This is a genomic window from Streptomyces sp. NPDC059002 (assembly GCF_042740435.1).
Taxonomy (GTDB): Bacteria; Actinomycetota; Actinomycetes; order Streptomycetales; family Streptomycetaceae; genus Streptomyces.
On sequence record NZ_JBHYJI010000012.1, the window covers coordinates 16,239 to 28,402 of the forward strand.

Annotated in this window: 11 protein-coding genes; 8 read left to right on the forward strand and 3 right to left on the reverse strand. The window is 70.6% G+C overall.

Annotated features, from left to right (window positions below; genetic code table 11):
• Both ACFWZ2_RS13685 and ACFWZ2_RS13690 read left to right on the forward strand, forming a co-directional pair.
• On the forward strand, positions 1-786 hold the full coding sequence (locus tag ACFWZ2_RS13685) for an ABC transporter ATP-binding protein (RefSeq protein ID WP_384545265.1): 786 nt from the start codon (positions 1-3) through the stop codon (positions 784-786).
• Between the two features lie 16 nt (positions 787-802).
• Positions 803-1,807, forward strand: a complete 1,005-nt coding sequence (locus ACFWZ2_RS13690; RefSeq protein WP_384545266.1) for an ABC transporter substrate-binding protein — start codon at positions 803-805, stop codon at positions 1,805-1,807.
• Positions 1,808-1,809: 2 nt separating this feature from the next.
• Here the strand turns inward: ACFWZ2_RS13690 and ACFWZ2_RS13695 are convergent, their stop codons facing one another.
• Entirely contained in the window at positions 1,810-2,667 is an 858-nt protein-coding gene (locus tag ACFWZ2_RS13695) for an SMP-30/gluconolactonase/LRE family protein (protein WP_384545267.1), read from the reverse strand.
• Positions 2,667-3,434, reverse strand: coding sequence for an IclR family transcriptional regulator (locus ACFWZ2_RS13700; protein ID WP_384545268.1), 768 nt, complete (start codon positions 3,432-3,434; stop codon positions 2,667-2,669). Before ACFWZ2_RS13700 ends, ACFWZ2_RS13695 begins: the two co-directional genes overlap by 1 nt.
• A 225-nt stretch (positions 3,435-3,659) precedes the next feature.
• Between ACFWZ2_RS13700 and ACFWZ2_RS13705 the strand changes: the two genes are divergently transcribed.
• The 6 genes from ACFWZ2_RS13705 (at position 3,660) to mmsB (ending at position 10,919) form a co-directional block, all read left to right on the forward strand.
• Positions 3,660-4,826: a mandelate racemase/muconate lactonizing enzyme family protein gene (locus ACFWZ2_RS13705; protein WP_384545269.1), complete on the forward strand. Its 1,167-nt coding sequence runs from the start codon at positions 3,660-3,662 to the stop codon at positions 4,824-4,826.
• Positions 4,823-5,836, forward strand: a complete 1,014-nt coding sequence (locus tag ACFWZ2_RS13710; protein ID WP_384545270.1) for a zinc-binding dehydrogenase — start codon at positions 4,823-4,825, stop codon at positions 5,834-5,836. Before ACFWZ2_RS13705 ends, ACFWZ2_RS13710 begins: the two co-directional genes overlap by 4 nt.
• Positions 5,837-6,000: 164 nt before the next feature.
• Positions 6,001-6,969, forward strand: coding sequence for a hypothetical protein (locus ACFWZ2_RS13715; RefSeq protein ID WP_384545271.1), 969 nt, complete (start codon positions 6,001-6,003; stop codon positions 6,967-6,969).
• Positions 6,970-6,973: 4 nt separating this feature from the next.
• Positions 6,974-8,080, forward strand: coding sequence for a multiple monosaccharide ABC transporter substrate-binding protein (gene chvE / locus ACFWZ2_RS13720; protein WP_384545272.1), 1,107 nt, complete (start codon positions 6,974-6,976; stop codon positions 8,078-8,080).
• Positions 8,077-9,669 (forward strand): multiple monosaccharide ABC transporter ATP-binding protein, encoded by a 1,593-nt coding sequence (gene mmsA, locus ACFWZ2_RS13725; protein WP_384545273.1) that lies wholly within the window; start codon positions 8,077-8,079, stop codon positions 9,667-9,669. Before chvE ends, mmsA begins: the two co-directional genes overlap by 4 nt.
• Positions 9,670-9,677: 8 nt before the next feature.
• Positions 9,678-10,919, forward strand: coding sequence for a multiple monosaccharide ABC transporter permease (gene mmsB, locus ACFWZ2_RS13730; RefSeq protein ID WP_384545274.1), 1,242 nt, complete (start codon positions 9,678-9,680; stop codon positions 10,917-10,919).
• 53 nt (positions 10,920-10,972) lie between these two features.
• On the opposite strand, the gene ACFWZ2_RS13735 is transcribed toward mmsB, so the two are convergent.
• Positions 10,973-12,019 carry a methyltransferase gene (locus ACFWZ2_RS13735; protein WP_384545275.1) on the reverse strand — a complete coding sequence of 349 codons (1,047 nt, stop codon included), beginning with the start codon at positions 12,017-12,019 and terminating at the stop codon, positions 10,973-10,975.
• Positions 12,020-12,164 lie beyond the last annotated feature (145 nt).

Consider the following 12,164-nt stretch of genomic DNA (forward strand, 5'->3'; position numbering starts at 1 on the left):
ATGGATCTCCGTATCGAGGGGCTCGGCGTCGACATCGACGGCAGGAGCCTCGTGCGCGACCTGTCGCTCGAGGTGCGCGACGGCGAGGTGGTGGGCCTGGTCGGCCCGAACGGCAGCGGCAAGTCCACCGCGCTGCGCTGCGTGTACCGCGCGCTGCGGCCGACGTCGGGCACCGTCCGGGTCGGCGGCGACGACCTCCGCGCGCTCCCCATGCGCCACGGCGCGCGGCTCGTCGCCGCCATGACGCAGGACGGCGCCGTCGAACTGGACTTCACGGTCGAGGAGGTCGTCGCGCTCGGCCGGGCCCCGCACCAGCGCGGCAACCAGGCGCTCGACGCGCGGGAACGGGCCCTGTGCGCACGGGCGATGGAGCGGCTCGGCATCCGCCACCTGGCGCGGCGCGGCGTCCTGACCCTGTCCGGCGGTGAGCGTCAGCGCGTGCTGCTCGCCCGGGCCCTCGTCCAGGAGCCGGAGATCCTGGTGCTCGACGAGCCGACCAACCACCTCGACGTACGCCACCAGATCGAGGTCCTCTCCCAGCTGCGCGGGGCCGGGCCCACCGTCCTGGTCGTGCTGCACGACCTCAATCTCGCGGCGGCCGCCTGCGACCGGCTCTGCGTGCTGTCCCAGGGGCGGCTCGTCGCGTCGGGGACGCCCGCGGAGGTCCTCACCGAGGAGCTGGTCGCGGAGGTGTTCGGGGTGAAGGCCACCGTCGTCCCGCACCCGCTGACGGGCGACCCGCAGCTCCTCTACGCCCTGCACCCCCACCCTGTGAACTCCCTCTGAAAGGCACCGAATCCTCATGTCCCACACCCGATCCATCGCCCTGGGCTCCGCGCTCGCGGCCACCTTGGCCCTGAGCGGCTGCGGCGCCGACATCGCGTCCGACACCGACGCCAAGGGCGCAGGGACGACCACCGTGAAACGCTGCGGCGAGGACGTCGCGTACAAGGTGCCCGAGCGCGCGGTGGCCTACGAGGGCGGCAGCGCCGACAAGCTCTTCAGCCTGGGCCTCACCCAGCACGTGCACGGTTATGTGATGCCGCCCGCCAACCCGCCCGTGAGCGAGTCCCCTTGGGCTTCGGAGTACGCCAAGGTGAAGATGCTCGGCGACGATCTGCTCAACAAGGAACTCGTCGTCCAGGCCAAGTCCGACTTCGTCGTCGCGGGCTGGAACTCCGGCTTCAGCGACCAGCGCGGCATCACGCCGAAGATCCTGGACAAGCTCGGCATCCAGAGCTTCATGCACACGGAGAGCTGCTTCAACTACCCCGGATTCCCGCAGAAGGTCACCCCGTTCAACGCGCTCTACAGCGACCTGGAACGGCTCGGGAAGATCTTCAAGGTCGAGAAGAAGGCCGACCGGGTCGTCGGCGGCCTGAAGAAGCGCGTGGCCGCCGTCAAGGAGAAGGCGCCCAAGGGCGGCAGGCCGGTGCCGGTCTTCCTCTACGACTCCGGCACGGACCAGCCGTTCACGGCGGGCAGCCAGGTCCCGCCCAACGACATCATCAAGGCGGCGGGCGGCAGGAACATCTTCGACGGGCTCGACGAGCGCTGGACGCAGGTGAACTGGGAGGCCGTCGCCAAGGCGGAGCCCGAGGTCGTCATCATCTTCGACTACGGCGACAAGCCCGCGAAGGAGAAGATCGAGTTCCTGAAGAAGTCCCCGCACACCAGGGAGCTGCCCGCCGTCAAGAAGAACAACTTCTTCGTCCTCGACTACAACGAGGGCATCAGCGGGCCGCGCAACATCGACGGCCTGGAGAAGTTCGGAAAGTACCTGCGGGAGCTGGCCGCCAAGGGCTGAGCTCAGCCCGCGAAGGCGGTGCCCGGCAGGCCACGGCCCGCGTCCGGCACGACCAGGACCGACCCCGAGAGGGGATGCGGCCGGTCGATGCCGGTGCGGGCCGTGGTGATGTAGAGGTCCCGCAGGCCGACACCGCCGAAGGCGCAGGCGGTGGGGCGGCGGACGGGGAGTGCGAGGGCGCGGTCGAGCCGTCCTTGCGGGGTGTAGCGGCGGACCGCCGCGCCGTCCCAGAGCGCGACCCACACACAGCCCGCCGCGTCGACCGTGAGGCCGTCGGGGAAGCCCGCCCCCTCCTCGATGTGCGCGAACACCCGTCTGTTCAGGGCCTGTTGGGTGTGCGAGTCGTAGTCGAGGACGTCGATGCGCCGTGTGGGGCTGTCGACGTAGTACATGAGCCGTCCGTCCGGGCTCCAGCCCGTGCCGTTGCTGACGGCCACCTCGCCGGGCTGTTCGGTGACGGTGCCGTCGGGGGCGATCCGGGTGAGGCCGCCGCCGCCCGGCGCCTCGTCGTAGCGCATCGTGCCCGCCCAGAGCGCGCCGTCGGGGGCGACGGCCGCGTCGTTGCCGCGCCGGCCGGGCACCGGGTCGTGCACCAGCCAGGCGAAGGACGAACCCTCGGGGCCGTACAGGCCGATGCCGTCGCGGAGGTTGACCACGAGGCCGCCGCCCGCGCGGGGCTTGGCGGCGCCGACGTGCTGTTCGGTGGCCATGACCGTGCGCCTGCCGTCCCCGGGGGCGTAGGTGTGGACGCGGGAGGAGAGGATGTCGACCCAGATGAGGCGTTCGGCGGCCGGGTCCCAGGTGGGCCCCTCGCCCAGCGCGGCGGCCGCGCGCACCGCCACCTCGTACGCGCGGCGCATCACGCGCCCCGGTGGCCGAGGCGCAGCGACAGATCGGCGGCACCCTTGGCGGCGAGCTCGGCAAGGTCGCCCTCGCGCTCCTCGCTCCAGCGGATCATCGGTACGGAGATGGAGAGCGCGGCGACGACCCGGCCCGTGCCGTCCCTCACCGGGGCGGCCACGCAGCTGACGTCCGGGTTGGACTCCCGGTGCTCGACCGCGACACCGCGCTCACGGATCGCGGCGAGCGCCGTGAGCAGCTCCTCGGGGTCGGTGATGCTGTCGGGGGTCATCGCAGTGAACTCCCGCCCCCTGACCCGGGTTTCGAGTTCGTGCGGGGGCAGCGAGGCGAGCAGCATCTTGCCGACGGACGTGCAGTGCGCGGGCAGTCGGCGGCCGGTCGCCGAGACCATGCGCACGGCGTGCGTGGAGTCGACCTTGGCGATGTAGATGACGTCGGTGTCCTCGAGGATCGCGACGTGGACGGTCTCGTCGCAGGTCTCCGCGACCTCGCGGGCGACCTGCCGGCCCTCGGCGGCGAGGTCGAGCTGCTCGGCGTACCTGCTGCCGAGCTGGTAGGTGCGCACGCCGAGGCGGTAGCGGCCCGGCTGGTCGGGGATCTGGACGAGGTACGAACGGGCGGCCAGGGTGGTGAGCAGCTCATGCACGGTGGTGCGCGGCAGTTGCAGCCTGCGGGTGACCTCGGGCGCGGAGAACGTCCCGTCGCCCTCCAGGAACAGTTCGAGTATGTCCAGCGACCTGGTCACCGCGGGCACCAGTCGTCCCATGAGTCGGCCTCCCATCCTGCGCGTCCGGAATCTCGGCCGCTGATCGGTATGACGAACACAGGGTAGGCGCGGGGCAGTTCGCGACGCAATGGCCTCCGGAGCCCGGACAGCCGGGCCCCGACCCGTCCTGCGCGACCCATTGACAGGTTCCGGCCACCGTGAATACCGTCACGCCACCATTTCGAACGTGTGACGAAATACCGAACAAGTCAAGGGGCAACTGCCTTGCGCATTACGGGAATCAGCACGCACGTGGTCGGCACGCCCTGGCGCAATCTCACCTACGTCCAGGTGCACACCGACGAGGGCCTGACCGGCATCGGCGAGACCCGCATGCTCGGCCGCACCGACGCGCTCATCGGCTACCTCCGAGAGGCCGAGGCCCACCACATCGCCGGATCCGATCCGTTCGCGATCGAGGATCTCGTGCGCAGGATGAAGTACGGCGACTACGGCCGGGCCGGCGAGATCGTCATGTCGGGCATCGCCGTCATCGAGACGGCCTGCTGGGACATCAAGGGCAAGGCGCTCGGCGTGCCCGTCTGGCAGCTGCTCGGCGGCAAGGTCACCGACCGCGTGAAGGCGTACGCGAACGGCTGGTACACCACCGAGCGCACCCCGGAGGCGTATCACGAGGCCGCGCGGGGCGTCATGGCGCGCGGCTACCGCGCGCTGAAGATCGACCCGTTCGGCACGGGCCACTTCGAGCTGGACCACCAACAGAGCCTGTACGCCGTGTCGTTGATCGAGGCGGTACGCGACGCGATCGGGCCCGACGCCGAGCTGATGCTGGAGATGCACGGCCGCTTCTCGCCCGCCACGGCGATCCGGCTCGCCCGCGACCTCGCGCCGTTCCGGCCCGCGTGGCTGGAGGAGCCGGTGCCGCCGGAGAACCTCAAGGCCCTGGCGAAGGTCGCGGCGAAGGTGGACATGCCCGTGGCCACGGGCGAACGGATCCACGACCGGATCGAGTTCCGCGAGCTGTTCGAGAGCCAGGCCGCCGACATCCTGCAGCCCGACGTCGGCCACATCGGCGGCATCTGGGAGACACGGAAACTCGCGGCCACCGCGGAGACGCACTACATGCTGGTCGCCCCGCACAACGTGGGCGGCCCCGTACTGACCGCGGCGTCGCTCCAAGTCGGGTTCACCGCACCAAACTTCAAGATCCTCGAACACTTCAACGACTTCGCGGACGCCGACATCAAGAAGGTCGTCAAGGGCGCCCCGCGGGTCGATCCGGAGACGGGCTGCTTCGAGCTGTCCCACGCGCCGGGCCTCGGCGTCGACCTTGACGTCGACGCGGCGGCCGAATTCCCGCAGCAGCAGGCGCGGTTCGACCTGTGGGCCGAGGGCTGGGAGAAGCGCTCCCCTGACGGGTCGGGCACATGAGCAGCCGCGCCGTCGTCCTCGACCGGCCCGGCACGCACCGCCTGGTCACCCGGGACATCCCCGTGCCCGGCCCCGGCGAGGTCCTCGTCGAGGTGGCCGCCGCCGGGATCTGCCTGAGCGACCGCGAGGTGTACGACGGCCGCCGTGATGCCGCGTACGTCCGCTACCCCCTCACCCCCGGGCACGAGTGGGCCGGGACCGTGGCGGCGGTCGGCGCGGGGGTCGACCCCGGCCTCGTCGGACGCGGCACCGTCGCCGAGGGGTTCCGGGCGTGCGGGATCTGCGAGCGGTGCCGGTACGGGGAGACCAGCCTGTGCACCGGCGGGTACGCGGAGACCGGGTTCACCGAGCCCGGCGCCTTCGCCGATCATGTCGTCGTGCCCGCACGCCTGTTGCACCCGCTGCGTGCCGGTGCCGATCTGCGGGCCGCCGCGCTCCTCGAACCGTCCGCCGTGATCGCCGCGGCGGTGCGGGCGGGCCGGGCCAGGGCCGGTGAGCGGATCGCCGTGGTCGGCGCGGGGACGCTCGGGCTGCTCGCCGTGCAGCTGCTCTCGGCTTCCGGTCCCGGCGAGCTGGTCGTGGTCGATCCCCGCGGGGCGCGGGGCGCGCAGGCCAGGGAGTTCGGGGCCACCGCCGCCTTGTCGCCCGCCGAAGCGGAGTCCGTGCACGGGCGCTTCGACCTGGTCGTGGAGACCGCGGGGGCGCCGACCACCGCCGCGTCGTCGTGTCTGCTCGCCCGCAGGGGCGGGCGGGTCGTGCTCACCGGGATGTTCACGGAGGGGGCCGTGGGGATCGATCCGGTCCATCTCTCCCTGAGTCAGCTGGAGGTGCGGTCCGTCTTCGGGGCGTCGTCCGCGGACTGGTCGGACGCGGTGCGGGCCTTCGGTCTCGGGCTGCTGGATCCGGCTCCGTTGATCACGCATGAGTTTCCGCTTGAGCGGTTCGGGGAGGCGGTTTCTCTTGTCGGGGGCGGGGGGTCCGGTACCGGGAAGGTGCTGCTTCGGCCCTGAGCTCTTCGGGTGCGGGTCGGATGCGGCGGGGTGCGCCCACGCGGCGGAGCCGCACATGTGACAGCCCCGCGCCCCTGAATACCGCCTGTGCCGCCGCTGTGTCGCCGCCCCTGTGTGCTCCGTGAATCGAACCTTGTCCGAGATATCGAACGTAAAGGACTGTTGTGAACGACGTCTTTCCCTCTTCGGCCCGGCAGCCCGGCGAGCCCGCGCTCGGCGTCCTCGGGCTCTCCGGGGCCGCCCCCGATCCCGCCGACGCCTCCCCGCACACCTTTCCCGACGGTGGCACCTGGCGTACCGAGATCCCCTCGGTCGAAGGGCCCGAGGCGCTCGCCGTGGTGCTCAAGGAGTCGTCGCGGCTCGATGTGCCGATCCACCGCGTCAGCCAGGGCAGCGGCGTCTGGATGCTGACCGACGCCGAGATCACCGAGATGGTGGAGTCCACCGCCGAACGGGACATCGAGCTCTGCCTGTTCACCGGGCCGCGCGGCACCTGGGACACCGGCGCATCGGTGCGCACCGAATCGCGCGGCGCGGGGCTGCGCGCCCGGGGGCACGACGCCGTCGCCGGATGCGTCGAAGACGCCCTGCGTGCCACGGAGTTGGGCGTGAAGTGTCTGCTCGTCGCCGACGAGGGCGTGCTGTGGACGCTGCACCGGGCGCGGAGCATCGGGCTCGTGCCCGCCGACACGACCCTGAAGGTGTCGGCCCTGATCGGTCCGGTCAATCCGGCCGCGTACGCGGTGTACGAACGGCTCGGCGCGGACTCGCTGAACGTGCCGAGCGATCTGACGCCCGCTCATCTCACCGAGATCCGGCGGGTGTCGGGCGCTCCGATGGACATGTACGTCGAGGCGCCCGACGACCTCGGCGGCTACATCCGGATGTACGAGATCGCCGAGCTGATCCGGCGCGGGGCGCCGCTGTACCTGAAGTTCGGGCTCGCGAAGGCGCCCGGCATCTACCCGTACGGCACACAGCTGCGCGATCTGGCCCTCGACACCGCCCGTGAGCGCGTGCGCCGCGGCCGGCTCGCCCTCGACCTGCTGGCCCGGCACGGCGCCGACGCCGGGATGTCACCGCTCGGCGCGCGGCTGCCGGGCGTCCTGAACCGCTTCCCCGAAGGGAGTTGACCCCATGCGCACCCGCATCACCGCCGCCCTCGCCACCGCGGCCCTGCTCGGCTCGCTCGCCGCCTGCGGCCAGGAGGCCAAGGGCAGCAGCCGCTACCAACCGGACGGCGGCAAGGGCGGCACCATCGGCCTCGCGATGCCGACCAAGGCGTCCGAGCGGTGGATCGCCGACGGAAAGAACATGGCGTCGCAGTTCAAGAAGGCCGGATACGCGACCGATCTGCAGTACGGCGACGACAAGGTCGAGAACCAGGTCGCCCAGCTGGAGAACATGATCACCAAGGGGCACCGGCTCCTGGTGGTCGCGGCGATCGACGGCTCCGCGCTCACCGACGTACTGAAGCGGGCGCACGACGCGGGCATCCCCGTGATCTCGTACGACCGTCTCATCCTCGGCACGAAGAACGTCGACTACTACGCGTCCTTCGACAACGAACGCGTCGGCCGTCTGCAGGGCCAGTACATCGTCGACAAGCTGAAGCTCGGCGAGCCGGACAAGGACTCCGGTGACACGTACACCATCGAGCTGTTCGCGGGCTCCCCCGACGACAACAACACCAAGTACTTCTGGAACGGCGCCATGAAGGTGCTCCGGCCCTACCTGGACAGCGGCCAGCTCGTCGTCGGCAGCAAGCAGACCCGGATGAACCAGGCCACCACCCTGCGCTGGGACGGCGGCACCGCGCAGAAACGCATGGACGACCTGATCAGCAAGAGCTACGGCGACCGGCGCGTCGACGCGGTCCTCTCGCCGTACGACGGGATCTCCATCGGCATCATCTCGGCCCTCAAGAGCGCGGGTTACGGCACCGGGAGCGAGCCGCTGCCGGTCATCACCGGGCAGGACGCCGAGCTGGCGTCGGTGAAGTCGATCATCCGGGGCGAACAGACGCAGACCGTGTTCAAGGACACCCGCAAGCTCGCCGCGCAGACGGTGAAGATGGGCGACGCGGTCCTGACGGGCAAGAAGGTCCAGGTCAACAACACCACGGACTACAACAACGGCGAGCGGACCGTGCCGTCCTTCCTCCTCAAGCCGGTCAGCGTCGACAGGAAGAACACCCGACTCCTCGTGGACGAGGGCTACTTCAGCGCGGGGCAGCTCAAGTGAGCGCGCCGATACTGGAGATGCGCGGGATCACCAAGACGTTCCCCGGCGTCACGGCGCTCTCCGACGTGCGGCTGACGGTGCGGGCCGGGGAGATCCACGCGATCTGCGGGGAGAACGGCGCGGGCAAGTCGACGCTGATGAAGGTCCTCAGCGGCGTTCATCCGCACGGCAGTTACGCAGGCGAGATCCGCTTCGAGGGTGCGCCGACGGCCTTCAAGGACATCCGCGCCAGCGAACGCCACGGCATCGTGATCATCCATCAGGAGCTGGCGCTCGTCCCCCACTTGTCGATCGCGGAGAACATCTTCCTCGGCAATGAACAGGCCGCCCGCGGCTTCATCGACTGGAACGACACCCTGCGCAGGGCGAGCGCGCTCCTGAAGCGGGTCGGCCTGCGCGAGAAGCCGCAGACGCCGGTCGCCGGCATCGGCGTGGGCAAGCAGCAGCTGGTGGAGATCGCCAAGGCCCTGTCGAAGGAGGTGAAGCTGCTCATCCTCGACGAGCCGACGGCCGCGCTCAACGACGAGGACAGCGCGAAGCTGCTCGACCTCATCGTGGAACTGCGCGAGCAGGGCATCGCCTGCATCATCATCTCCCACAAGCTGAACGAGATCCGGCAGATCACGGACGCGGTGACCGTCCTGCGCGACGGGCGGACCATCGAAACCCTGACGGTCCGCGCCGCGCCCGTCCGGAGGACGGCCACCGGGGCCCCGGACCCGGACGCGGCCGCCGAGCTGTCGGAGGACCGCATCATCCGCGGCATGGTCGGCCGCGACCTCGACCACCGCTTCCCCGACCGCACGCCCTACGAGGGCGAGGACGGGCCCGCCCTGGACGTCCGCGGCTGGACGGTGCGCCACCCCGTCGACCACCGGCGCACGGTCGTCGACGACGTGTCGGTCACCGTGCGGCGCGGCGAGATCGTCGGCGTCGCGGGCCTGATGGGCGCGGGCCGCACCGAGCTCGCGATGTCCGTCTTCGGCCGCTCGTACGGGCAGTACGTCGCCGGTGAGGTCGCGGTCAACGGCCGCACCGTGAGCACGCGGACGGTGCCCGCGGCGATCGACGCCGGGATCGCGTACGTCACCGAGGACCGCAAGCAGTACGGCCTCAACCTCATCGACACCATCAACCGCAACATCTCCCTGGCCTCGCTGCCCGGCATGCGGCGCCGCGGAGTCGTCGACGAGCACCACGAGCGCGCGGTCGCCGAGCGCTACCGGACGTCGATGAACATCAAGGCGCCCACCGTCTTCGAGGAGGTGGGCAGGCTCTCCGGCGGCAATCAGCAGAAGGTCGTCCTGAGCAAGTGGATCCACGCCGACCCCGAGGTGCTGATCCTCGACGAGCCGACCCGCGGCATCGACGTGGGCGCCAAGTACGAGATCTACACGGTGATCGACAGGCTCGCCGCGCAGGGCAGGGCGGTCCTCTTCATCTCCTCCGAACTCCCTGAACTGCTCGGGATGTGCGACCGGATCTACACGATGGCCGAGGGCCGCCTGACCGGTGAGGTCACGCGCGCGGAGGCCACCCAGGAAGTCCTGATGCGCCATATGACCACCACCACAAGCTCCGGGAGCTGAGGCCCGCCATGACCACCACGACCACTCCCCCGGGCGCCTCCCGGGACGCGTCCGCGACACCACAGGACGCCCCGCGGTCGGCCGGGGCGCTGCTCCTGCGGAGCGTGCGCGCCAACATGCGCCAGTACGGCATGCTCATCGCCCTCGCGTCCATCGTCGTGCTCTTCCAGATCTGGACCGACGGCACGCTGCTCCTGCCGAACAACGTCTCCAACCTGATCCAGCAGAACGGCTACATCCTCATCCTGGCCATCGGCATGATGATCGTCATCATCGCCGGGCACATCGACCTGTCCGTCGGCTCCCTGGTCGCCTTCGTGGGCGCCATGTCGGCGGTGATGATGGTCAAGCACGACATGCCGTGGGTGCTCGCCCTGGTCCTCTCCCTGCTGATCGGCGCGGTCGCGGGCGCGTGGCAGGGCTTCTTCATCGCCTACGTCGGCATCCCCTCCTTCATCGTGACGCTCGCGGGGATGCTGCTCTTCCGGGGTCTCACGCAGATCGTCCTGGAGGGCCAGTCGCTCGCGCCGTTCCCCGACGGGTTCCAGAACATCGCCAAGGGCTTCATCCCGGAGATGGGCCCCTACACCCAGTACCACAACCCGACGCTCGTCCTCGGGCTGCTCGCCGTCACCTTCCTCCTCTTCCGTGAAGTCCGGGACCGCAGGCGGCAGTTGGCGTACGAACTGGACGTGCTGCCGACGGGCCTGTGGGCGGCGAAGTGCGTGGCGACGACGGCGGCCGTGGTGGCCTTCACCCTCACCCTCGCCAGCTTCCACGGCGTGCCGGTGGTCATGCTCATCATGTGCGGGCTGCTCATCGGGCTCGGCTACGTGATGCGCAACGCCGTCATCGGCCGCCATGTGTACGCCCTCGGCGGCAACAAGGCGGCGGCGAAGCTCTCCGGCGTCAAGGACAAGCGCGTCACCTTCCTGGTCTTCGTGAACATGGGCGTCCTCGCGGCGCTCGCGGGCTGCGTGTACGCGGCGCGGCTCAACGCGGGCACCCCGCAGGCCGGTCTCAACTTCGAACTCGAGGCGATCGCCGCCTCGTTCATCGGCGGCGCCTCGATGAGCGGCGGCGTCGGCACGGTCATGGGCGCCGTCATCGGCGGCCTCGTCCTCGGCGTCCTCAACAACGGCATGTCCCTGGTCGGCATCGGCACGGACTACCAGCAGGTCATCAAGGGCCTGGTGCTCCTCGCCGCGGTCGGCTTCGACGTCTGGAACAAACGCAAGGCGGGCCGCTAGGGCCTGTCCGGCCCGGCGTACCGGACAGGCCCCGGGATCGGCGGGACCCTCCGTCAGGCGGCCTCGGCCTCGATGAGGGAGAACGGGTTGGGCGCGCCGAGCGGTGTCACGGCCACGACGGAGAGACCGGCCCGGCCGCAGACGTCCTCGAAGTCCGCCCGGGTGCGCTCCCTGCCGCCCAGGTTCACCAGCATGTTGAGATCCGTCAGATAGATCAGCCCGGCCGTCTCCGGGTCGACGGCCTCGGGCAGCACCGGCTCCACGATCAGCACCCGGCCGCCGGGCGGCAGCACCTCGCGGACGTGGCCGAGGATGGTGACCACCTGCTCGTCCGACCAGTCGTGCACGATGCTCTTCATCATGTAGAGGTCGGCACCCTCGGGTGCCGACCGGAAGAAGTCCCCGACGACGAGCGAACAGCGCTCCGTGAGCCCGTGCCGCTCCAGGGTCGCCGGGGCCTGGGCCAGGCCCTCCTCCGTGTCGTAGACGGTGCCCGTCAGGGTCCCGTGCTCGCGGAGCACCTCGGCGAGCACGGTGCCGTCGCCGCCCCCGATGTCGGTGACCGCGGTGAACCTGCTGAAGTCGAAGGCGCCGGGCAGCGCCGCCGCGGTGGGCCGCACGCCCTGGCTCATCGCCGAGTTGAACAGCGCGGACTGGTCCGGGTGCTGCCTGAGATAGCCGAAGAAGTCGGTGCCGAAGACCCGCTCGAAGGTGCTCTCGCCGGTGCGTACGGCATCGTCCAGGTGCTCCCAGGCGCGCAGCATGGTCGGCTCGGTGAACATGGTCACCAGGGACGCCACCGAGTCGGGGCGTCCCTGGTCGAGCAGGGCGCCCGCGGACGTCACCGCGAAGGTGGCGGGGGCGCGCTCCTCAAGGAGGCCGAGGCTCGTCAGGGCGCGCAGCAGGCGGGTCATGGCCTGGGGTTGCGCCCCGGCCTCCGCGGCCACCTCCGCGGCGCCCCGCTCCTTGTCGCCGATCAGCTCGACCACCTTGAGGCGGATGGCCGCGCGCAGGGTCTGGCCCACCACGCTTCCGTAGATGAGACGGGCCACGTGCATGCGGTCCCCGTTCTCCACCACTCGGGTTTCGCCGTTCGTCACAGTCGTTCCCCTTCCGCTCCTGACCGTGCGCGGCACCTCACGGCGACCGCGCGAGTTAGGTAAGCCTAACTCGCACGGCGCGGCCCGTCGCCGACTCCGGACGACCGGGCGGGCACGTGATCCGGGATCCCCTCCACGGCCCGGT